20 protein-coding genes and 1 tRNA gene are annotated in these 22,239 nt (G+C 61.8%); 7 read left to right on the plus strand and 14 right to left on the minus strand.

The genetic code is table 11. The features are described 5' to 3' along the window. Nucleotides 1-151: 151 nt before the first annotated feature. Entirely contained in the window at nucleotides 152-1,243 is a 1,092-nt protein-coding gene (locus DDE77_RS14240; protein ID WP_108398151.1) for a polyamine ABC transporter substrate-binding protein, read from the minus strand. Nucleotides 1,244-1,668: 425 nt separating this feature from the next. Here DDE77_RS14240 and DDE77_RS14245 point away from each other — a divergent pair, with 425 nt between their 5' ends. Both DDE77_RS14245 and DDE77_RS14250 read left to right on the plus strand, forming a co-directional pair. Continuing rightward, a complete protein-coding gene (locus DDE77_RS14245; RefSeq protein WP_108398152.1) occupies nucleotides 1,669-2,604 on the plus strand; it encodes a pseudouridine-5'-phosphate glycosidase in 936 nt (311 codons plus the stop codon). Further along, nucleotides 2,601-3,485, plus strand: a complete 885-nt coding sequence (locus DDE77_RS14250) for a carbohydrate kinase family protein (RefSeq protein ID WP_108398153.1) — start codon at nucleotides 2,601-2,603, stop codon at nucleotides 3,483-3,485. The genes DDE77_RS14245 and DDE77_RS14250 overlap by 4 nt, the downstream gene beginning before the upstream one ends. 76 nt (nucleotides 3,486-3,561) lie before the next feature. Here DDE77_RS14250 and DDE77_RS14255 read toward each other — a convergent pair whose 3' ends face one another. Next, on the minus strand, nucleotides 3,562-4,956 hold the full coding sequence (locus DDE77_RS14255) for a M20/M25/M40 family metallo-hydrolase (protein WP_108398154.1): 1,395 nt from the start codon (nucleotides 4,954-4,956) through the stop codon (nucleotides 3,562-3,564). 122 nt (nucleotides 4,957-5,078) lie between these two features. Here DDE77_RS14255 and DDE77_RS14260 point away from each other — a divergent pair, with 122 nt between their 5' ends. Genes DDE77_RS14260 through DDE77_RS14270 form a run of 3 tightly spaced genes read left to right on the plus strand, consistent with a single transcriptional unit; the run spans nucleotide 5,079 to nucleotide 6,951 of the window. Then, the gene (locus tag DDE77_RS14260; protein ID WP_108398155.1) at nucleotides 5,079-5,843 is read left to right on the plus strand and encodes a FadR/GntR family transcriptional regulator; all 765 of its coding nucleotides are present in this window, start codon (nucleotides 5,079-5,081) and stop codon (nucleotides 5,841-5,843) included. Between the two features lie 30 nt (nucleotides 5,844-5,873). Then, nucleotides 5,874-6,191 carry an L-rhamnose mutarotase gene (gene rhaM / locus DDE77_RS14265; RefSeq protein ID WP_108398156.1) on the plus strand — a complete coding sequence of 106 codons (318 nt, stop codon included), beginning with the start codon at nucleotides 5,874-5,876 and terminating at the stop codon, nucleotides 6,189-6,191. A 13-nt stretch (nucleotides 6,192-6,204) separates the two neighbouring features. Next, on the plus strand, nucleotides 6,205-6,951 hold the full coding sequence (locus DDE77_RS14270; RefSeq protein WP_108398157.1) for an SDR family NAD(P)-dependent oxidoreductase: 747 nt from the start codon (nucleotides 6,205-6,207) through the stop codon (nucleotides 6,949-6,951). Here the strand turns inward: DDE77_RS14270 and nudC are convergent. The 3 genes from nudC to DDE77_RS14285 form a co-directional block, all read right to left on the minus strand. Further along, nucleotides 6,941-7,912, minus strand: coding sequence for an NAD(+) diphosphatase (gene nudC / locus DDE77_RS14275; protein WP_108398158.1), 972 nt, complete (start codon nucleotides 7,910-7,912; stop codon nucleotides 6,941-6,943). The two genes, DDE77_RS14270 and nudC, sit on opposite strands and share 11 nt — an antisense overlap. A gap of 21 nt (nucleotides 7,913-7,933) precedes the next feature. After that, complete coding sequence (locus tag DDE77_RS14280; RefSeq protein WP_108398159.1) at nucleotides 7,934-9,052, minus strand: alpha/beta fold hydrolase; 1,119 nt, start codon at nucleotides 9,050-9,052, stop codon at nucleotides 7,934-7,936. Nucleotides 9,053-9,120: 68 nt separating this feature from the next. After that, nucleotides 9,121-9,564, minus strand: a complete 444-nt coding sequence (locus DDE77_RS14285; protein ID WP_108398160.1) for an Rrf2 family transcriptional regulator — start codon at nucleotides 9,562-9,564, stop codon at nucleotides 9,121-9,123. Between the two features lie 166 nt (nucleotides 9,565-9,730). Here DDE77_RS14285 and DDE77_RS14290 point away from each other — a divergent pair, with 166 nt between their 5' ends. Continuing rightward, nucleotides 9,731-11,578, plus strand: coding sequence for a glycoside hydrolase family 2 protein (locus tag DDE77_RS14290; protein WP_108398350.1), 1,848 nt, complete (start codon nucleotides 9,731-9,733; stop codon nucleotides 11,576-11,578). A gap of 156 nt (nucleotides 11,579-11,734) precedes the next feature. Continuing rightward, nucleotides 11,735-13,399: a diguanylate cyclase domain-containing protein gene (locus tag DDE77_RS14295; RefSeq protein WP_170116529.1), complete on the plus strand. Its 1,665-nt coding sequence runs from the start codon at nucleotides 11,735-11,737 to the stop codon at nucleotides 13,397-13,399. A 7-nt stretch (nucleotides 13,400-13,406) separates the two neighbouring features. Here the strand turns inward: DDE77_RS14295 and DDE77_RS14300 are convergent, their stop codons facing one another. From DDE77_RS14300 to DDE77_RS14340, 9 genes are all read right to left on the minus strand, one after another. Beyond that, nucleotides 13,407-15,029, minus strand: a complete 1,623-nt coding sequence (locus DDE77_RS14300) for an MGH1-like glycoside hydrolase domain-containing protein (protein ID WP_108398162.1) — start codon at nucleotides 15,027-15,029, stop codon at nucleotides 13,407-13,409. Next, complete coding sequence (locus DDE77_RS14305) at nucleotides 15,026-16,102, minus strand: ABC transporter ATP-binding protein (protein WP_108398163.1); 1,077 nt, start codon at nucleotides 16,100-16,102, stop codon at nucleotides 15,026-15,028. Before DDE77_RS14305 ends, DDE77_RS14300 begins: the two co-directional genes overlap by 4 nt. 11 nt (nucleotides 16,103-16,113) lie before the next feature. Next, complete coding sequence (locus DDE77_RS14310) at nucleotides 16,114-17,007, minus strand: carbohydrate ABC transporter permease (RefSeq protein WP_108398164.1); 894 nt, start codon at nucleotides 17,005-17,007, stop codon at nucleotides 16,114-16,116. 3 nt (nucleotides 17,008-17,010) lie between these two features. Next, on the minus strand, nucleotides 17,011-17,904 hold the full coding sequence (locus DDE77_RS14315) for a carbohydrate ABC transporter permease (RefSeq protein WP_108398165.1): 894 nt from the start codon (nucleotides 17,902-17,904) through the stop codon (nucleotides 17,011-17,013). A 79-nt stretch (nucleotides 17,905-17,983) separates the two neighbouring features. After that, nucleotides 17,984-19,285 (minus strand): ABC transporter substrate-binding protein, encoded by a 1,302-nt coding sequence (locus DDE77_RS14320; RefSeq protein WP_108398166.1) that lies wholly within the window; start codon nucleotides 19,283-19,285, stop codon nucleotides 17,984-17,986. An 87-nt stretch (nucleotides 19,286-19,372) separates the two neighbouring features. After that, nucleotides 19,373-20,227 (minus strand): phytanoyl-CoA dioxygenase family protein, encoded by an 855-nt coding sequence (locus DDE77_RS14325; RefSeq protein ID WP_157959837.1) that lies wholly within the window; start codon nucleotides 20,225-20,227, stop codon nucleotides 19,373-19,375. 295 nt (nucleotides 20,228-20,522) lie between these two features. Next, nucleotides 20,523-21,152, minus strand: a complete 630-nt coding sequence (locus DDE77_RS14330) for a class I SAM-dependent methyltransferase (RefSeq protein WP_108398168.1) — start codon at nucleotides 21,150-21,152, stop codon at nucleotides 20,523-20,525. 134 nt (nucleotides 21,153-21,286) lie between these two features. Further along, nucleotides 21,287-21,362 (minus strand) — tRNA-Ala (locus tag DDE77_RS14335). A gap of 62 nt (nucleotides 21,363-21,424) precedes the next feature. Further along, nucleotides 21,425-22,231 carry a siderophore-interacting protein gene (locus DDE77_RS14340; RefSeq protein ID WP_108398169.1) on the minus strand — a complete coding sequence of 269 codons (807 nt, stop codon included), beginning with the start codon at nucleotides 22,229-22,231 and terminating at the stop codon, nucleotides 21,425-21,427. Nucleotides 22,232-22,239 lie beyond the last annotated feature (8 nt).

A 22,239-nucleotide genomic window follows, 5' to 3' on the forward strand; every position in this document is an offset into this window, starting at 1 on the left:
CAATTCTATCCATAGACCTCATCCTGAGCCCGTCGGAGGACGAGGTCGTGACTGGATGGTGCCATGCCCTCGGGGTTCGACAGGCTCACCATGAGGGCTGCTGGTGGGCCAAAGACTGAGGGACGGCCCGAAAGCCGCCCCCCTGGTTTTGTTACTGGCCCGTTTTGATGCGGGTCCAGGTGCGGGTCAAGACCTCTTCGTAGTCCGGGGTGTGAGCATTCATCACAAAGGCTTTGGCGATGGTCTCGGCCGGTGGGTAGATGCCCGGATTGCCCTTGACTTCCTCGTTCACAAACTCGGTCGCTGGCAGATTGGGGTTGGCGTAGAACACGTAGTTGGTGATCGCAGCGACGACCTGTGGCTCAAGGATGTAGTTGATGAACTTGTGCGCATTGTCGGGGTGCGGTGCATCAACGGGAATGGCGAGGAAGTCGAACAGGGTCGCAGCGCCTTCCTTGGGGATGACGTATTGCACTTCAACGCCCGCATTGGCGGCGGCAGCCGCGTCGGCAGCGATGAAGATGTCACCGGAATAGCCCAGCGCCAGGCAGATTTCGCCATTGCCCAGATCGTCAATGTACTGCGACGAGTTGAAGTAGCGGATGTGTGGCTTGATCGAGGTCAGCAGTTCCTCGGCCTTGGCGAGGTCCTCTTCGCTTTCCGAATTGGGATCAAGGCCCAGATAGTGGAGCGCAATGCCGACCACTTCGGATGGGCTGTCGAGCAGGCTGATGCCGCAGGACGCGAGCTTTTCGGCATATTCGGGCTTGAAGAGGAGGTCCCAGCTGTCGAGCGGGGCATCGGCGCCCAGGATTTCGGTGACCTTGGCGACATTGTAGCCAAAGCCGATCGTGTTGATCATGTAGGGCACGCCATGGGCGTTGTCCGGATCCTGCTCGGCGGCGGTAGCCATGACGGCGGGATCGAGATTGCCGAGATTGGTGAGCTTGGATTTGTCGAGTTCAAGGATCAGGCCGGCCTGGATCTGGCGCTCCAGGAAATTGCCCGATGGCACGACGATGTCATAGCCCGAGGAGCCGGCCAGCAGCTTGGCGTCGACGATCTCGTTGGTGTCATAAACGTCGTAATTGACCTTGATGCCGGTCTGCGCCTCGAAATTGGCGATGGTGTCCTCGGCGATATAGTCAGACCAGTTATAAACGTTGAGCACGGGCTCTTCCTGGGCCAGCGCGGGGCTGGCGACCATGAGGGCACCCAAGGCAAGGGCGAGCGATTTGTTCATTGTCTTAAGGGCTCCTGTTCGAGGGTCGGTGGATAAGTGTTCGCTGCGCTCACGCGCAGCATGGAATAATCCCTGCCCAAGGCGGCAGGCGCGACAGCATGCGCTTATCTTGTAGTGATCGGCGGCTTGGAAAAAAGGGATGCGGCGGCCCGGCGCCTGAAGGCGCTGGAGAACTTGGCTGAACTCTGCCCCGGGCGGGGTGCGTATCGATCGGTTGAATCCAACCAATCAACAATGAGCGTCTGCAGCGAAGTGCCCTTTCTCGCCAGAACAACAGGGGGGACCCTAAGGCTAAATTGCCCTTGCGACAAGCGGTTTAGCCCACCATTTTCGAAGGGCTTGACGCGTTGTCGCAGCAAGGAGCAAAACCTTTGGCAAGAGGGTCCCCCGCGGCCCGGACGAGCCCTAACAGAGAGCCCAGACCCATGAGCGCAAAGGCCTATTTGTCCATCAGCCCGGAGGTCCGGCAGGCTCTGCATGACGGCAAGCCTGTGGTGGCGCTGGAATCCACCATTATTACTCATGGCATGCCCTATCCGCAGAATGGGGAAATGGCGCGCAATGTGGAAGGGGTGATCCGCAGCAATGGCGCCGTGCCAGCAACCATCGCCATCATGGATGGGCGCTTTTGCGTGGGTGTTTCGGGGGAAGATCTGGAGCGATTGGCGCTGGAGGGCGGCAAGGCGGCCAAGGCCTCGCGGCGCGATGTGTCGGCGCTTTTGGTGCAGGGTGCAATTGCGGGCACCACGGTTGCGACCACGATGCAGATTGCGGCGCTAGCGGGCATTCATGTGTTTGCCACGGGTGGCATTGGCGGGGTGCACCGGGGCGCCGAGGAAACGTTTGATATTTCGGCGGACCTTGAAGAATTGGGCCGCACGCCGGTAGCGGTGGTTTGCGCAGGCGCCAAGTCGATCCTTGATATCGGCAAGACGCTTGAAGTGCTCGAAACCAATGGCGTGCCGGTGCTGGGCTATGGCACGGAAGACTTTCCGGCCTTCTGGGCGCGGCGGAGCGGGCACAAGGTCGATCACCGGTTCGATGATGTGGCAGACATTGCCAAGGTGATGCACACGCAGATCGCGCTGGGGCTGGGCGGCATTTTGGTCGCCAATCCGATCCCGGTGGAAAACGAGCTCGATGCCGAGGCGATCGAGGCGCGCATCGCCGAGGCGATCCGTGGTGCCGAGCAGGAGGGTGTGTCGCGCAAGGCGCTGACGCCGTTCCTGCTTAAGCGCATTTTCGAGCTTACCGAAGGCAAGTCGCTGGTAGCCAATATTGCGCTGGTGGAAAACAACGCCAAGGTGGCCGCGCAGATCGCGGTGGCTATGAGCAAGAAGCCGCAGATTTTTACCGCATGAGCGGTCGGATCCTCGTTGTCGGGGATGTGATGACCGATGTGATCGTGGTGCCCGAAGGCCCGATCGTGAAGGGATCGGACCGGCGCGCCCAGGTGCGCAGTCGCCCCGGTGGGTCGGGGGCGAACCAGGCTGTGTGGCTGGGTGCAATAGGGGCAGACGTTTTGTTTGCAGCGCGGGTGGGCGCTGACGATAAGGCGGGGCTCGAAAGCTATTTTCGCGGGCGAGGCGTGGAGCCGCGGCTGGCGGGGGATGACGAGCAGCCTTCGGGGGTGCTGGTCACTATTGTTGATCCCGATGGGGAGCGCAGTTTTCTGACTGACCGCGGGGCAAATCTGCGCCTTTGTGCCCAGGACTTGCCGGACGAATTGCTCGATGGCGTGCACCTCGTGATGGTGTCGGGGTACAGCTTTTTTGCGCCGGGACCGCGTGGGGCGGTGATGGATTTGTTTGCGCGCGCCAAAGAGTGGGGCATTGCCCTTGCGGTTGATGCGGCGTCGGTGGGGTTTCTCGCGGAGGTCGGGCCAGCGCCATTTCTCCGGTGGACTGCAGAGGCGGATTGGATCTTTGCCAATCAAAGCGAGGCCGAGGCGCTGACGGGTTTCGCGGGTCTTGAGGAGCAGATGCGGGTGCTGGGTGCCCATTACGGCAATGTCGTTGTCAAGCTGGGTGCGCAGGGGGCGGCGCTGGGCGGGTGTGATGGCGTGCGGCTCACGCTCCCCGCCGAGCTTGTGCAGGTGGTTGATAGTACCGGGGCAGGCGACGCCTTCGCCGCCGGGTTCCTGGCGGCGCATGTGCGGGGCGAGGGTGAGCGGGCGGCGCTGCTTGCAGGCATTGCGGCGGGAGCCAGGGCCGTGCAGACCTTGGGTGGGCAGCCCGGGTAGGCCGACCGTACATCTCGGGATGGATCCCGGGTCGAGCCCGGGATGACACTGTGGATGGGATAGGGTGGGCGGACCTCTACGCCGCGAAGGTCGCCAGGACGCGCACCCAGGAGCGGATGCCGCGGTGGAAGCTTTCGAGATCGTATTTCTCGTTGGGCGAGTGGATCTGGTCATCCACATGAGCAAAGCCGATCAGAAGCGTGTCGAGGTCGAGGATCTTCTTGAAATCGCCAGCGACGGGGATTGAGCCGCCCGAGCCGGTGATCACGGCTTGCTTGCCCCATTCGCCCGATAAGCCATCAAGCGCCTGGCGGAGGTGGATGCCTTCGCTGGGCACGGTGATGGCGGGGGAGCCACCATGGGGCGTGAAGGTGACCGAGCAATCGGCGGGGATGCGATCCTGGACATGCTTGCGGAAAGCGGCGCGGATCTTTTCGGGCTGCATGCCTGAAACTAGCCGGAAGCTGATCTTGGCGCTGGCCTTGGAGGGGATGACGGTCTTGAAGCCGTCCCCGGTATAACCCCCGCTCATGCCGTTGATTTCGCAGGTGGGGCGAGCCCAGATCGTTTCGAGCACCGAGCGGCCTTGCTCGCCTGCGGGCTGTGACAGGCCCACATCGCCCAGGAACTGCTTCTCGTCAAACTCCAGGCCCTGCCATTGCGCCTTGAGCTCGGGGGAGATTTCGGCAACGTCGTCGTAGAAGCCCGGAAGCGTGACGCTGCCGTCAGGGGCGCGCAGGCTTGCAACAATTTCGGCGAGCACCTGATTGGGGTTGCGCGCGGCATTGCCGAACATGCCGGAATGAAGATCCTTGTTGGCGCAGGTGATCTCGATTTCCTCGCCCACCAGGCCGCGCAGCATGGTGGTGACGGAGGGGGTCTGGCGGTCCCACATGTCAGTGTCGCAGATGAGGGCAATGTCGGCGGCGCCCAGTTCGTCACGATTGGCTTCCATGAAAGCCGGCAAATTCTTGCCGCCCGATTCTTCTTCGCCTTCCAGCATCAGCGAAACCTGGACGGGCAGGGAACCGGTCGCGGCCTTCCAGGCGCGGCAGGCTTCGATAAAGGTCATCATCTGCCCTTTGTCGTCCGAAGCGCCGCGGGCCACGATGATCTTGCGGCCATTGCTATCGGTCTTGAGCTGGGGCTCGAACGGATCGGTGTGCCAGAGGTTGAGCGGATCGATGGGCTGTACGTCATAATGGGCATAAAACAGCACATGGGTGCCCCCTGCCGGAGGAGCATGGGCGACCACGACGGGATGGCCTGGCGTAGGGCGGGCGGCTGCGTCAAAGCCCAGGCCCGACAATTCGCTCACGATCCAGTCGGCAGCGCGCTGGCATTCGCTGGCATAGGCCGGATCGGTGGAGATCGATTTGATGCGCAGAAGTTCATAAAGGCGGTTGAGGCTTTGCTCGAGGTTCTGATCGACCTGGGCAAGCACGCTGTCGAGCGTTGTGGGGGCGGTCATGGGCGATTCCTTTTTGCCGCTAACCTCCTAAACGGCGCTGCCGCTGTCCAGCACAAGGTAGCTAATTCATATTGTAACACTTATGCACGCGTGCTTAGTTCGAGGATAAAAAGGGGGGAAGCATGGCGGCGCGGCACGCAAATGGCGGCACATCCGGCGATCTGATCGCATCGATTGCTGGACGCGTGCCTTTGCGCAATCTCCATTCGCAGGTGCTCTGGCAATTGGGGGTGGCGATCGTGGGCGGCGCCTATGCCGAGGGCGAAATCCTGCCCTCGGACACCGAATTGCTGCAGCGTTTTGCCGTGTCGCGGACGGTGCTGCGCGAGGCGCTAAAGACATTGGCCGCCAAGGGCATGATCGAGGCGCGGGCGCGGGTGGGTACGCGTGTCTTGCCACGCGAGCGCTGGAATTTGTTTGATGCCGACGTGCTGGCCTGGCATTTCGAAACGGGGCCGGATCTCGATTTCCTGCGCAGCCTTTCGGAAATCCGCATTGGCGTGGAAGTGGAATCGGCGGGGCTGGCGGCGGAGCGCCGGAGCGATGAACAGGCGGCGCGGCTTCTGGCCTGTGCCAGCAAGCTGGGTGAAGCACGCTCGGCCGAGGAATTTGCCCGCATCGACCTCGAGTTTCATCGCGTGGTGGCGGAAGCCTCGAACAATCCCTTCATGGCCTCGATCAGCGCGCTGGTGGAACTAGCCCTAACGGCCATGTTCACCATCAGCTCGCCCATGCAGGACGACGAGGCAATGGTCAGCACCGTGCAGGCGCATAATCGGATCGCCCAGGCTATACATGCCCGCAATGCCGAAGAAGCGCGCGAGGCGATGAAGACGGTGATTGCGCAAGGGTTCGGCCGCGCGGCCGACCGCATGCCTGCTGGCTAATCAAGAAATACAAGGACCAAGGAGAGGCTGATGGCCGAACGCGTGGCATTTCGCATGCGGGTGCATCCCGGCAAGATCGCCGAATACAAGAAACGCCATGACGAGATCTGGCCCGAACTGGCGCAGGCGCTGCGGGATGCCGGGGTATCGGATTATTCGATCTGGCACGATCCGGAGACCGATTACCTTTTTGCCACGCTGATCCGCTCGGACGACCACGCCATGGCCGATCTGCCCAAGACCGATGCCAATAAACGCTGGTGGGCCTTTATGGACGATATCATGGACTACAATGACGATGGCACGCCGACGCAGGTCGATCTCGTCCAGGTCTTTCACCTGCCATGATAAGGATAGGCGCATGAACCAGATCGATCTTCAGGGCCGGGTGGCGGTTGTTACCGGAGGGGCGCAGGGGCTAGGCTTTGCCATTGCCCGTAGGCTGGTCCTTTCGGGCGCACGGGTCAGCCTTTGGGACCTCAACACCGATCTTCTGGACGCGGCCCAAGCCGAGCTGGGCGAGGCAGCTTCGAGTGAGCAGGTGGATATCACCAACTATGATGCTGTGGCCGCTGCAACGGCAAAGGTCGGGGCGGATCTGGGCCGGCTCGATATCCTGGTCAATTCGGCTGGGATTGCGGGACGCAATGCGCCGCTGGAAGAATATGACCTCGACGAATGGCGGCGAGTGATCGAGATCGACCTCAATGGCGCGTTCTATGTCAATCGCGCCGTGTTGCCGGGCATGAAGGCGCGCAATTATGGGCGCATCGTCAACATCGCCTCCATAGCCGCCAAGGAGGGCAACCCCAATGCGTCGGCCTATGCTGCCGCCAAGGCCGGGGTGGTGGGGATGACCAAGGCAGTGGGCAAGGAATGTGCGCGCTTCGACATCGCCGTCAATGCCATTACCCCGGCCACGGCCAAGACGCGGATCCTTGATGAGCTCAAGCCAGAGTTCATTGACTATATGCTTAGCCGCATCCCGCGTGGACGGTTCCTCGAGGTGGAAGAGGCTGCCAATATGGTGGCCTGGCTCGTGTCGGCGGAAAACAGTTTTACTACTGGCGCGGTGTTCGACCTGTCCGGCGGGCGGGCTACCTACTGAGTTCGCCGTCCCAATAGGCGGGATCGAGCAGCTTGCCTTCGGCCCAGGCGCGGATGAGGCCGCCCGCAATGGCGCCGGGGCGGGGGGTGTTGATGGTGTCGTGGGTGCCGGCGAGGATAGAATGCACCTCCTCGCGCGTGACCCACCGGGCGTCCGCAAGCTCCACCGGATCGATGGTGATCGCTTCCGATGCGGCCTCGCCCTGGCAGCCGAACATCAGGGACATGGGGAAGGGCCAGGGCTGGCAGGCGACATAGCGCACCGGCCCAACGAGGATGCCGCTTTCTTCCACCACTTCGCGCCGCACGGCTGATTCAATTGTTTCACCGGGCTCAACAAAGCCGGCAAGGAGCGAATACATCCCTTGTGGCCAGGAGGGGCCACGCCCTAGCAAGAGCTGGTCGCCGCGGGTGATCGCCATGATCACGACCGGGTCGGTGCGTGGGAAATGCTGGGTGGCACAATCGGGGCATTTGCGCACCCAGCCGGCGCTTTCGATTTCCGTCGGCTTGCCGCAATTGCTGCAGAAACGGTGTGTGCCGTGCCAGCCAAGGAGCGCCCGTGCAGTGGCGACGGTTTCCCCCTCAAGAGGGAAAAGGGTCGGCATTAGCCCGCGAATTTCAGCGAAATGGGCCTGCGGCCAGGCGGGGTGGACCTGCTGGCTTTGATCCACGAATTCGCCGATCGTCGCCGCATCTTCGGGCGGTGACCAGAGCGGCAGGTCGACGGCAAAGCGCGGGCCCTCTGCCGTTAGACCCAGGAACACCGGAGCCTCACGGGCATCGCCCAGCGCCGGATGGTCGAGGCGTGCCAGCACGGGATCCCCTTCTCCGTCCGCCAGGAGCTTGCCGCGCCAGAACACCAGCGTTTGGGCATTGCTATCGGTCCGCGGGCCGCCGCCGGGACGCAGATGGGCGGCCCGGTCCAGAAAGCCCGAGGTGAAGGCGAAGCTTGGGCGCATGGGATGATACTCTGTTGCGGCTCAAAATACCGACTGAAAGAAGCGGATCATGGCAGCGTTGTAAACGTCCGACCGCTCCATCAGGCCCATGTGGTTGACCCCTTCAATTGTCTCGAGACTGCTGGTGCGGGCTTGGCCCGAAATGTCGACGCTGGCAAAAGGCTTGGTGACGATGTCGAGCTCGCCGGCAAGCAACAGGACAGGCACGCTGGCCGAAGCAAGGGCGCCCGTGGCGTCCCAGCGGAACATGGCGAGATTGCCCTTCTGGATATTGCCCGGCGGGTTCTTGGTGGACAAAAGCGTCACGTGGTCGAGCTGGCTGCGCGTCACATATTTGCCGAAGCCCAGGCGGTTGGCAATGTGAGCGGTGCCGCTGAGATAGCTCTGCCACATGCTGAGCCACGCCAGCGGCTGCAGCAAGATGGTCAGCCGCATGACGGGCTCAAGCAGGGGAAAGCGGATCGCCTGCATGAAGCGCGCCAGGATCATGGTCTTGAGCGGATTGGTATAGGTGGTGTTGACCAGGACGGCGCCCGCAATCCGGGTGTTGAAGAAGGCCGGGTTGTCGCGCGCCAGGGTCTGGATGGTCATGCCGCCAATGCTGTGGCCGACAAGGCCCACCCGCTCGGCGCCTGTATGTTCCACGATGGCGGCGAGATTGCCGGCAAAGCTTTCAAGCGAAATCTCCCCTTTGGATTGGCCGAGCCCCGGCAAATCCCAGACTATGACGCGGAAGTGCTTGCTTAGATCGCGCTTGGCATAATGCCAGATCGTGTTGTCCATGGCCCAGCCATGGGTGAGGATGATCGTGTTCTGGTTCTCCGTTCCCAGCTCCTCGACATAGAGCTGTGCCCCTTGGGCGCCGGGGATGATGCGGCCGGCGCCGCGGTCCTGCCGGGATGGTTCGCCGCGATCAGGCTTGGCAAGAAGGGGCAGAACGAGGAACTTGCCCAGAAACGAAAAGGCACCCAGGGCGAGGGCTGTCCACAAGCGCCAGTCTTCCCTTACGCGAACAAGGTCGCCGTCTGCCTCCTGAACCAGATCGCCCTGATTCCAGCTCCACAGAAGGTAAGCCACGAAGCCCAGGATGATGAGGGACAACAGGGTTGTAAGGAAGCGTATCAGGGATAGGAGGGGCATGGTTGGCTCCGAGGGCAGGAGCCTGTTTAACCCGGCTTGTCTAGGATTGTTCCTTGCGGGGCCAAGGGTTAGCCGGTGTGGCCGTGATGGCTCGCCATATCGGGCTTCCAATTGGCGACGAGGTCGGCAACCGAAACTCCCTTGAGCTCTTCCTCGAAATGCTGGCGCGCTTTGGCAAGGGCATCCGATGTGGCGCTGTTGGCGGCGCGAGCCAGAACGCAGGTGGTTTTGTCCCCATCGGTGCCGATGGCGAAAAGCGTGGGGGAGCCCAGCGCCTGGTAGATTTCGAGAAGCGAGATTTCGCTAAGCGGCTTGCCCAGCGACCAGCCGCCGCCATGCCCCTTTATGGCAACCACAATCCCGGCGCGGCGCAGGCCTGCCATGGTGCGGCGGACCGTTGAGCCATTAGTCTGGAGCATTTGCGCGATCAGATCGGACGTGGCGGGCGCATCCATCTGATCCAGGTGGAGCAGGGCATGGAGCACTCGGGGGAGGCGGCTGTCATAACGCATGTGCGTTCTCGTTTGTTGTTCTTGCAGGCATTGCATCGCTCGGGAGATGGCATTCACACCATAACATCGATTGATGGGCAGCAAGACCCTGTTGCTGCCTTGGCAAGATGGCTATTTTGGCGCGACAAAGCCGGGCGAAGCACCGGGGAATACGAGGAGACACGACATGAAAGACCCCCAAAACGCAGCCAATTGGCATAATCCCCAAGTGCGCCGCAGCGGCGAGGTCGATCTGTGCGGCGAATGGGGCTTTGCCCATGACGACGGCAATCAGGGCATGCACGAAGGCTGGTGGGAGCGCAGCGATGTGTTCGACCAGGCCATTATTGTCCCTTATCCGCCGGAGTCCAAGCTGTCGGGCCTGCGCGCCACGGGCTTTCACCCGGTGATATGGTATCGCCGCAGCTTTGCGGCTCCTGCGCGCGGTGAGGGCGAGCGCGTGCTGATGACGTTTGGTGCGGTGGACTATGCCGCGCGCGTCTGGGTCAACGGGCAATGTGTCGCCACCCATGAAGGGGGCCATGTGCCGTTTACGGCTGACATCACCCATGCGCTCGTTGAGGGCGAGGAACAGGTGGTGGTGGTGCGGGCCGAGGACCAGCCAAAGGACGTGCGCATTCCCCGCGGCAAGCAGGACTGGCTCGAGGAGCCGCACAAGATCTGGTATCATCGCACCAGCGGCATCTGGCAGCCGGTGTGGCTGACCGTCGTGCCAGACCTCTATATGACCGACATCCACTTCACCCCCGATCTCGCCAATGCGCGGGTGCGGTGCGACATCCGCCTCAATACTGTGCCGCAGGCGCCGGTGAACCTCTCGATTGCGCTGCGCACTGGGGATGGACAGGTGCTGGCCCAACAGGCGGTGAGCATTGCCGATAGTGAATGGGGCTTTGACATTGCTGTGCCGCATCTCGAGAACGGCATTCACCGCGATCATTTGCTCTGGACGCCCGAGAATCCCAATCTTGTCGATGTCGACCTGGTGCTCGAGGGTGCGCGCGAGGATCGGGTGGAAAGTTATCTGGGCCTGCGTGGCGTGGCCGTGGGCAAGCGGCGGTTTTTGCTGAACGGAATGCCCTATTATTTGCGCATGGTACTGGGGCAAAATTATTGGCCAGAATCGCATCTGGCCGCACCCAGCCCCGATGCGCTCCGCCGCGAGGTGGAGCTCATCAAGGAGATGGGATTCAACGGCGTGCGTATTCACCAAAAGATCGAGGATCCGCGGTTCCTGTTTTGGTGCGATGTGCTGGGCGTGCTGGTCTGGGAGGAAATGCCAAGCGCCTATGCCTTTTCTGCTTCGGGCGTGGAGCGGCTGTCGCAGGAATGGGCGGCGGCTATCCGCCGGGACAAGAGCCATCCCTGCATCGTCGCCTGGGTGCCGCTCAACGAGAGCTGGGGCGTTCATTACATCGCCGACCGCCCTGACCAGAAGCATTATGCCAAGGCGCTCTACCATCTGACCAAGGCGCTCGATTCAAGCCGCCCGGTCATCTCGAACGATGGCTGGGAAATGGTGGAGTCCGATATCCTCTCGGTGCATGACTATGCCCCTGATGGAAAGGGGATCACCAGTCGCTACCACCATCCAGCGGATGTGGAAGAGATGTTGGGCAGCATGGCGCCAGCGCGCCGGCGGATTGTTCTGGATGATCCCCAATGGGGCGATGCGCCAGTCATGCTAACCGAGTTCGGGGGGCTGAGCTTCCTGCCCAAGCAGGGCGAGCGCTGGCATGGCTATTCAACGGTGGCTGATCCCGCCGAGTTCGAAGCGCGGCTCAACGACATCTTCACCGCCATTGCCGAAAGCCCGAGCCTGGCCGGCTATTGCTATACCCAGCTCACCGATACCGAGCAGGAGGTCAATGGTCTGCTAACGGAGAGCCGCGAGCCCAAGCTGCCGTTTGAAACGCTGCGGGAGATCACGACAAAGCCATCGGCGGGCCTGCCGCATGAGCAGATCGACAATGCTCGTCGGCTTGCACGCAAGGCTGCTGCCGGACAGGGCTGACGCTCCTTGCTTGTTCCGCGCCTGCTCAAAGCGGGCGCGGGATATCGGTCTATTCCATGACAATGCGGGCGGCCATTGATGGGAATTTTTTACCCTTCAATGGCATGATCGACCAACTGACCTGTGTTGCAGATGGCCCGCGAAATCAAACCCCATATGGCTATATCGCCCGTGGCGCCGCCGAACGGTCCGCTCCAAAGCCTTGTTTCGCACCTGCCATATCCCGCGGCGGTGATCGGCCGGCAGGGGCATGTGCTTGGGGCCAATGGGGGGTGGAAGAAGCTCAACGGCGCGCCGCCGGCTTGCCTTGAGGATATTGTTGATCCCGATGCAGCTGAACGGGTGAACGCCCTTTTGCAGGCAACGTCGGGGGAGCAAGCGAGTTTTGCCTGCCGGATCGGGGCGCCCGAGGGGCTGGGCGCGGGCCACGTGCTGTTGACGGCGGCGCGGCTTGTGGATGGGGAAGCCGACCTGGCGCTGGTCCAGCTGATGCCGCTCGATGCCGATGAAGCGGAACAGCGGGAGGTGGCGCAGCGCGAAAGCCGCTGGAGCCATGCGCTGGAAGGGGCCGGGCAGGGCGTGTGGGATCATGATCTGATCCGCGACAAGGTCTACCACTCGCCGGCCTGGTACCGGATGCGCGGGTTCGAGTCGGGCGATAACATCGAGGCTGAGCTGGGTCCCTGGATCGAGCGGGTGCATCCCGACGACCGTCCGTTGATCGCCTCCTCCATCGAGCGGCAGGACAGGGGCGAATTGCGCTTCAATGCCTTTGAATATCGCGAGCGCCACCGCAATGGCAGCTGGATATGGATCCTGAGTCGCGGGCGGCCGGTGGAACGGCTACCCAATGGTGCCGTGGCGCGGATCGTGGGCACGGACACCGATATCACCGCGCTTAAGCAGATCGAAAGCCAGCTTGCCGATGAAAAGGAGCGCCTGCGCGTGACCCTGCAGGGCGTTGCCGATGGCATCATCGCGAGCGACGCCCAGGGCTATGTGACGTTTCTGAACCCCGCGGCGGAGGCGCTGACCGGTTGGAGCCTGTCCGAGGCAGTGGGCAAGCCCGCCGTCCAGGTGCTGACGCTTCTGCGCGATGACGGGTCCATTCCGCCATGCCCGGTTCTTGATTGCATCACGACAGGCGAAGCGCTTTCGGTGGATGACAGCAGCGTGCTGGTGCATGCCAGTGGGGACATACGGGATATCCGGCTGACGGCGTCGCCGCTCAAAAACAGCTCAGGCGCGCTGATGGGAGCGGTCGTTGTGTTTCAGGACATCACGCGCAGCCGCAATCTGCAGCGCGAACTGGCCCATTCAGCCAGCCATGACCTCCTCACCGGCTTGCCGAACCGGGCGGCCTTTGACCAGGCGCTGCAGGGTGCAGCGGCGCTGGCCCGGGAAGAAAACCGGCAACACGCGCTTTGCTATATTGATCTCGATTATTTCAAGCAGGTCAACGACACGGCAGGGCATGCCGCGGGCGACGAATTGCTGAAACACATTGCCGACCTGATCCGCCAATCCTGCCGGAACGGGGATTTTGCAGCCCGCATCGGGGGCGATGAATTCGTGCTCCTGCTGCTCGATTGCTCCTTAGACGATGCGCGGATTGTCTGCGAAAAGCTGGTGCAGGCGATTTCCCAATTTGTGTTCACCTGGGAAGGGCAGAGCTTCACGGTGGGGGCGTCCGTGGGGATCACGGCCGTGACGTTTCGGGAGCCCTCCACGTCCCAGCTCACCAAACAGGCCGATGCCGCGTGTTACGCCGCCAAGCGCGATGGTCGGGGGCGGGTCCGGCTGTTCGACGCGGCGGACTGAACGGGGGTTATTCGTAGCAGGGATAGACGATCCCCGGCGATCGTCTCACCTGCCAGCAGCCGTCCTCAAAAACCAGTTCCTGGTTGGGCTCGATGGTGAACTCGATGATCTTGCTATTGGTCTCTATCTGACCACTCTGCGGGCGTGCGGAAAGTGACAGGATGGCTCGCAACTGGCCGCGCCGATCGGTCACGAGGCGCAGGCCCGCGGGGAAGCGGTAGAGCTGGTTCCCGTCTCGATAAACGGTGCAATGGGTCGGTGTGTTGACCAGTTCAAACCCTGTGCCGTCCACCGTTCGGCCATAAGCGGTTTGGTGCTCTTCCTGGCGGTGGATGACCGATTTGGGGATAAGACCGGTGAACCAGAGCGTTCCATCGGAACGTGGCATGATGCCCGAAAGGCGCTCCACGAAGTCCAGATAGCAGAGGATCGAAGGAGAATATTTCTCCGTGAACCCAGCCTTGCCCGTGAAGGGGTTCAGCGTCTGGGGGAAGGTTTCCATGTCAGCGAGTGCTGCAAGGATGGGCTGCATGACCCAGGTAAGCTCGGCATGGTGGCCATGATGCTCGAAGGCGTGGGGCGCCCGGATGATGCTGAGGAAATTGGACGGGCCACCCCAGCTGTTGTGATCGAACGCCGGATCGAAACGGGGATCATCAAGGGCGATCGAGGTGAAGGGATATTTGGGGAAGAATTTGCGTGTGTTGAGCAGATAGCGACGCAGGGATGCGGCGAAGAACTCCGCGTCCCCGATTTCGCAGGCGAGGACGCGCAGCAGCACATCGGATTGGAGGCGGACGACCTGCCCATGCCGATCGCGGTCGTAGAAGAAGCCGTCTTCGGGGTGGAAACACTGCTGGTAGAGGGCTTGCTCTGTCTGCCCGGCCCTGTCGCTCCAGTTTTGCTCCGCGCCCAGCTCCCGGGCGATCAGTGCGAGATAGCGCCGCTGGCAAACAACATTGGCGGTGAGGTCCGGTGCGACAAAGGGCAGGATTGGATTGCTGGGGTCGGCCGTCGCGGCGTCATTGCCCAAGGGCGTGTCGGGGACATGCCAGAAGCGGGGGGAGAGATCGTGCCCCGTGTCATAGGTGCAAAAGGCTTCGACGGCGCCAGTGCCCAGCGTGTTGCGATAGCTGGCGAGCCAATCATCGTAGCGGCTCATGGCACGATACATCTGCCCTAGCCATTCGCGGCCGGGATTGTTGAGCCGGTAGTGGTTCCAGATACAGCGGGCGAGGGGAGTGACCAGCTGGATCTGCGAAAAGCCCGGGCCTTGCAGCGTGAGCTTATAGGGGATCAGCCCGTCTGCGCGCTGGTGGGTGGCAAAGGCCTCGTAAGTTGCGGTGGCAATGTCGGGCAGGAAGCGGGAGAGCAGTTCGGTGTTGATGGTGCCGGTGCTTTCGAGCCAGCAGCCATGATAGACGCCACCTTCATGCAGGATCGGCGTGTTGTCGACGGCGGGCTTGATGCAGTCGAAGAGTTCGCGCACGGCTTGGTAATAGCGGCTGGTATAGCGCTCGGAGCGTGCGACGAACCGCACGCCCGACTGCGCCCAGGCTTGCTGCAGGGGATTGCTGCCGAGTTCGTTGCGTATATCGATCCCGCGCAAGCGCTCAAGAAGATCGCTCAAGCCTGAGCCCTTTCCAGCCGAAGGCCAGCAGCATCGAACAGGTGTATATCGTCTGATCGCAACGCAAGGGTGATGGGATCGTCCTTGCGGAACGGGGCATTGCCTGGCGCCTGGGCCAGCACGGTCTGCCCCGTGGAGAGCAGGACATAGAGGAACACTTCGCTGCCGAGATATTCCACCAGCGATACCTTGCCAGGAAGCTCCAGATCGCCATCGGACCCGCCGGGGACGAGATGTTCGGGCCGCACGCCGAGCGTGATCTTGCCGCGCGTGGTGATCCCCGCCGGGAGGGTCAGATGGCCAAGGCCTGCAAGTTCAGCCCGCCCGTCGGCGCCGACTTCGGCTTGAAGCAGATTCATCTTGGGCGAGCCGATGAAGCTTGCGACAAAGAGGTTTCGGGGATGGTTGTAGAGCTCGAAGGGCGTTCCGACCTGTTCGAGCCTGCCCTTGTTGAGCACAGCGATGCGGGTGGCCATGGTCATGGCCTCGGTCTGGTCGTGGGTGACATAGATCATGGTGGTGCCCAGCCTGTTGTAGAGGCTGGCCAGTTCCACGCGCATCTGCACGCGCAGTTCGGCATCGAGGTTCGACAGGGGCTCGTCGAAGAGAAACAGCTGCGGCTCGCGCACGATGGCGCGGCCGATGGCGACGCGCTGCTTTTGCCCGCCCGAAAGCTGGCGCGGCTTGCGCTCCAGTAATTCCTCGATCTGAAGGATGCGGGCGGCTTCCGCCACGCGCCGCTCGATCTCCGGCCGTGCCATGCGCAGATTGCCCAGGCCAAATGCGAGGTTCTTGCGCACGCTCATATGGGGGTAGAGCGCATAGCTCTGGAACACCATGGAGAGATTGCGCTGGGAGGCCGAGAGGTCGTTTACGATCCGATCGCCGATCGCGATCGTGCCGTCGGTGATCTCCTCGAGCCCTGCGATCATGCGCAGCAGGGTGGATTTCCCGCACCCTGACGGACCTACCAGCACGAGGAATTCGCCCGAGCGGATCTCGAGGTCGATGCCGTGAATGACAGGGTGACCCGCGTAGGCTTTGCGCACTTCATTGAGCGTAACTGACACCATAAACGTTTTCCTTACTTAAGGCCGCTCATGGCGATGCCACGGATTATAAGACGCTGGAAGACAACAAAGAACAGGATGATGGGCAGGATAGAAAGGATCGACATGGCGAACATCGGGCCATATTGCGAAACGCTGTCCTGGCTCACGAACATGCGCAGGGCGAGGGGGACGGTGTAGTCCTTCATGTCGTTAAGATAAACCAGCGGCCCAAGGAAATCCTCCCAGGTCCAGATGAACGAGAAGATCGCGGCCGTGGCCATGGCGGGGAGCGAGAGCGGCATGATGATCGCCCAATAGATCTTGAAAGGCGAGCAGCCATCGATCATGGCGGCTTCATCGAGCTCGCGCGGCAATTGCCGGAAGAACTGGATCATCAGGAATATGAAGAAGGCATCGCCGGCAAGGAAACGCGGCACGATCAGGGGAAGATAGGTGTCCACCCAGCCGAGCTGCAGGAAGAGCAGATACTGGGGGATGAGCACCACATGATAGGGGATCATGAGAGTCATCATCATGAGGGCAAACCAGATCGTCTTGCCGCTGAATTCAAGGCGGGCAAAGGCGTAGGCTGCAAACGAGCACGAGATGACATTGCCGATGACCGAGAGGACGGTCACGACAGTGGAATTCCAGAAGAAGGTGGTGAAGCTCACGGGAAGAGCGTTCCAGCCCTGCCAGTAATTTTCCCATTCAAAGGTCGCGGGCCAGAGCGAGAGATCGCCAAAAATCTGGTTCTCGGGCTTGAGCGAACTCGAGAGCATCCAGAGGAGGGGATAGATCATGATCAGCGAGGTGATGATCAGGAAGATGTGCTTGAGCAGGCCCGCGCGGCGGGCGCGGCGCAGCTTGAGCGTGCGGTACTGGCTAGCTAGCGCTGAGGTGTTGCTGAGGGTCGCGTCAGTCATGGCTCAGCCCCGCTCGTTTTCATAGTGGACCCAGTATTTGCTGGTCCAGAAGGCGATGGCGGTGAAAAGGGCGATGATGAGCAGAAGCACCCAGGCGAGCGCCGAGGCATAGCCCATGCGCAGGAACTGGAAGGCTTCATTGTAGAGATAGACGGTGAAGAACAGGAGCGAGTCCAGCGGTGCGCCCGCGCCGCCCGAGATCACGAAGGCGCCCGAAAAGCTCTTGAAGGCCTCGATCATCTGCAGGACGAGATTGAAGAAAATGACGGGCGCCAGCAAAGGTACGGTGATGGCAAAGAATTTGCGCACCGGGCCTGCCGCATCGATCTCGGCGGCTTCATAAAGATCGTTAGGGATGGCGCGCAGGCCGGCCAGGAAAATCAGCATGGGCGAGCCGAACTGCCAGGCGGCCAGCACAATCAGCGTCCAGAGGGAATAGCGCGGATCGCTCAGCCAGTAAGGGCCATCGATGCCGAACCAGCGCACAACGGCGTTGATCACGCCATTATAATCGAAGAGCTGCCGCCAAAGGATCGCAACGGCGATGGAGCCGCCCAGGATGGACGGCAGGTAGAACAGAGCCCGGTACCAGCCAATGGCGCGCACACCCTTGTCGAGCGCCATGGCAACGGCAAGGGCAAAAATCAGCTTGGCGGGCACCGAGATCACCACGAAGGTGAAGGTGACCTGCAGCGCCTTTTTGAACCGGTCGTCGAACTGGAACATATAGAAATAATTATCGAGCCCGATCCATTGGGGTGGGCGGACAATGTTGTACTTGGTGAAGCTGAGATAGAGCGAAGCCACGATCGGTCCCAGCGCGAGCAGGAAAAAGCCGATCAGCCAGGGTGCCAGAAAGGCGTAACCGGCAAAGTTGCGGCGAAAGAACTTTTCCATGCGGCTCCAAAAGGCTTGTTGCAGATAGGCGAGCCGTGGCGCCACCCCAGGGAGTAATGGGCAGCGCCACGGTTCAGGGTTAAGCCCGGGCGAGGATCGCCTTGGCTTGAGCAAGGAAGTCGCTCGCGACTTCGGGTATGGAGCGCTCGCCGAGCAGGACCGAGACGGCCACGCGCTCAAAGGTCTGTTCCACCTCTGCCGAGCCGCTTGGCGGCGGCGCGGTCAGGGGCGCGGTCTTGCCTTGGATCGCATCAAAGAAGGCAACCGACACCGCTTCGGGCGGGGTGAGGCTCGACTGGAGCGCTGCGCGGACATCGCTGTTGGAGGGGATGCCGCGCTCAAGCCCCAGCACAGCCGTCATTTCCGGGTCATTGACGAAGGCGCTCATATAGGCGGTGGCCGCTTCAGGATTGCTGCTGTCGCGGCTGAGGCAAACGAATTGCGAGGGCTGGATCACCGAGCCCGGGATCATCTCGGGCGTATTAGGATACATGGCGGCGCCCAGCGGATCCTGCATCAGGCCTTGCGCGCCCACCAGTTGGTTGCTCCAGAGGTAGGAGGTCGCCGACTTGCCGGTGACGACGCCCAATTGGCTCAGTTCAGACACGCCAGCGAGCCCTGCAGACTCCGGCCCCGGAGGGGTGCCGCCTGCGTCGCGGATGCCTGCCCAGATGCTCCAATATTCCTCGACGATCTCCTGGGTCGGGCCAAAGGAGCCGTCTTCGTTGTAGAGATTGGCGCCCTTCTGGACGGTAAAATCGGAGAAGTTCTGGTAATCGGCGGTGTTGTCGTCCGTGCCGGGCACGCCTGTGGCATTCTTGATCTCGACGGCAATGCGCTTCAGGTCATCATAGGTATAGCCATAGGGGTCGAAGTTCTCGCCGACTTTGATCCCTGCCTCCTCGTAGAGGCGGGTGTTGTACATGGCCATGTGGGAATTGGCGCCGATGGAGAGGGCATAGAACTTGCCATCGACCGTGCCGGCCTGAATGGCGCTTTCGTCCATCTTGCTGATGTCGAGCGACTTGCCCACATAATCATCCAGCGGCACGACGGCGCCATTGGCGATGTATTCGAAGAGCACGCCATAGCCCTGCTGGATCACATCGGGCATGTTGCCGCCGGCGATCTGGGTGGTGAGCTTGGTGAAGTAATCGGCAAAGCCCAGGGACTCACCGGACACCACCGTGCCGGGATTCTTTTGGTTATAAAGGTCGATTACCGCGAAGGTGCGCTTATCCCGCTCGGGATTGCCCCACCAGAAATGGCGGATGGCAATGTCCTGCGCAAAGGCACGACCACCAAAGGCGGCAAGAACCGCGAGCGAGCCTGCCGTACCTGCTGCCCCTGTCATAAAGCGTCGGCGATTAAGAATGCTCATGATGTCCTCCCGGTTGAGCAAATTCTTTAGTTCAAGGCCGTCCTATTCCTCCGCGGGCGGCCTGCCTTCATGAATGTCGAACCTTCCTCAGGCTCGCGCCGCCAGCGGCGGCTGATGCGGCATGACGATCCGGCGCTGCTCCGGCGTGAGCCGCGCCAGTAGTTCGGGGCTGGGCACGAAGCGGTGGCGGAAATAGCCCCAGCTTGGGCCATAGCGATAAACCGTCATGCGGCGCTGGCCTTGGTTCACCCGTCGGGCGGCGCCATGCATGATGGCATCTACGAACATCAGGGCGTCGCCGGCTTTGAGATGCACCTCAACCGCGCCTTCGATGCCATCGACCGAAGTCTGCTGGTCGCGCTGGTCCAGCGCGACAGTTTGCGGGTGGCGCAGATTGGATTTGTGGCTGCCGGGGATGACCATGGTGGCGCCATCGCCGGGGCCGATATCGTTGAGCGCCACCAGCACATTGACCTGGCCGCAATGGAATTTGCCGGCATGAAAGCGATATTGGGTGCGGATAGTGCCGACATGTCCGCCCGAATGGAGCCGCAGCGCCTGCCCCGGGCCGCGGATCGAGGCAAAGCACTCATCGATAAAGGCCGGGCCATGATGCCCGTCGAAATTCTCTGGATCATCGGAGCCGATGAAGTGGACGGCCTTGGGGAACCAGCTGGGATGGTCGATCATCCGCTCCCAAACGGGGCCAGCCTCATAAACCTGCTGCAGCAGGATGCCTTCCTGCCGCTTGGGGTCGTTGTAGAGATGCACATGGCCGTGCCAGCCATCGCCGACAAAATCCTGCACTTCGTCGAGCGTGCCGTTGCAGCTGGCGACCTCTTCGGCCGAGAGGGCGTTGGGTATGACGATGAAGCCGTTGAGATCGAACAAATAGCGTTCCATCTCGGTCGGGGCCTGCCCAACCGCGCTGCTGTTGTTCACCTTCATCCTCCCGCTCACCTGCCGGTTCTGCCGGTGTTCAAATGCGGTGGCGAAGGGAAGAGCAACTGGGCCTTTCCACCAACCGCGACCGCACGGTTGAGTTCTTTGCGGGCCTCTCGGAAGGTCGATACGAGCATCTGTCCGTGCTTACCGGTCAAACAGAAGACGTACCGCGTAGCTCACGCTTAACCACATACCCTGGCTGGGCCAAAAGGGCCCATGACGTGTCTCCGGCCGTTCCCGAGAGGTTGTTCCCACTCAGATGCGGGGAGAATTGCCTGAACTACCATACTAGTCAAGGGGCGACGTCTTCGCGCTTTCGCAGCAGGATCACATTGTCCAAAACGTGCCCGGACTTGCCTTGCTGCTCCGGCGCTCGTTCGTGCGCCTCGACCCGCACGCTTTCCCAGGAAGCGTCCAATTGGAGCGATGCCAGGGTTTGTTCCACCGTGTTGAAGGGGGTTGTTCCCCCATGTGACGCCGGATCGGGAACGCTGTGTTCCAGAAGAAGAAAATAGCCCCCGTCCGCCACCGCCGCTGTCGCCTGTTGCAGCACCTTGTCGCGGGGAAAAGCAATGGGAGACTGGAAAAACAAGGCCGTCACGAGATCGAACCGGCCTCGGGGAAAGCTCTCTGCAAGATCATGCTGCTCAAAGCGCGCGCGCTCGGCTAGACCCAGCGACTGCGCGCGATCCCTCGCAACGTCCAACGCCGTCGCCGAGATATCAACGCCCAAAGCCTCCCAACCGCGGCTTGCGAGCCAAAGCACATCGTCCCCCCGGGAACAGCCCAGATCCAGCGAACGGCCAGGCGGCAAGGGTGGCAACAGCTCCACCAGCTTGGCAGTCGGCCGCCCGGACGGCGGCTTGCTCATTGCGCGATAGCGCTCTTCCCAGAATTGCTGATGGGTCTGATCGAGGGTCACGGCGGGCTCCTGAGCTTGAGCAGCAAGTTAGTATCATCAAAAGATACATACTGGCTAAAGGAGCGTCAAGCTGTGCTGACCAGTGCGGTCGCTTGCTAGCGCGGTTCAGAGGGTTTGGGGACCAATTGCCGGAATGGTGGAGCTGAGCGGGATCGAACCGCTGACCTCGTCATTGCGAACGACGCGCTCTCCCAACTGAGCTACAGCCCCGTTCCGACCCCATTGATATGAACAATTATTGCCGGCCCGGCAAGAGGCCGAGCGCTGGCGTGCTAGTGCGGCTCCTTGGCGTCGGCGACGCCCAGGAGCCAATAGCCGGCGGCCTTGACATATTCGGGGTTGAAGCCGCGCTCTTCGGTGAGGTGGGCGCGTACGGCTTTGCTGATGGACGACTCACCGGCGATATAGGCGTAGGCCGTGCCGCTGGGGAAAGCCTGGCGCTTGACGGCTTGGAGGAGGAGATCGGTGGTTCCGGCGGCCAGGCCGTTGCGGTGGCAGTAGATGAGATCAAGGTCGGTCTGCGTTTCGAAACGCTGCTCTTCGGCTTGATCCGCCACCTCGATGATGGCGACGACGCGAGCGCCGGCGGGCAGTTCCTCGATGCGGCGGCCAATGGCGGGGAGGGCGGTTTCATCGCCGACAAGGAGATACCAGTCGAACGCCGCCGGCACCACAAGCGAGCCGCGCGGGCCGCCGATCACGAGCTTCTGCCCGATCTCGGCCTGAGCGGCCCAGCTGGAGGCCGGGCCATCGCCATGAAGCACGAAATCAAGCTCAAGCGTGCCTTTGGCCACGTCCCAATAGCGAGGGGTATAATCCCGCATCTCCGGTTTTTCACCCGGGGCAAACTCTGCGCCGCGCTCGCCGATGGGTGCGGTATGAGGCTCCACGCCGTCGGGGAAAAAGAAAGCCTTGATGTGGTCGGCGTGTCCGGCCGAGGCAAACCCCGTCATGTCGCCATGGAGCGAAATGCGGCGCATGCGCGGGGTGATATCCACCACATCCGTCACTTCGAGCAGCCGCATGCGCGTGTCATGGCGAATGCGGATGGGGGCGCGGGGGTCAAGGTTTTCGGTCATAAGCTATA

The sequence above is a fragment of the Devosia submarina genome (genome assembly GCF_003056345.1).
Taxonomy (GTDB): Bacteria; Pseudomonadota; Alphaproteobacteria; order Rhizobiales; family Devosiaceae; genus Devosia; species Devosia submarina.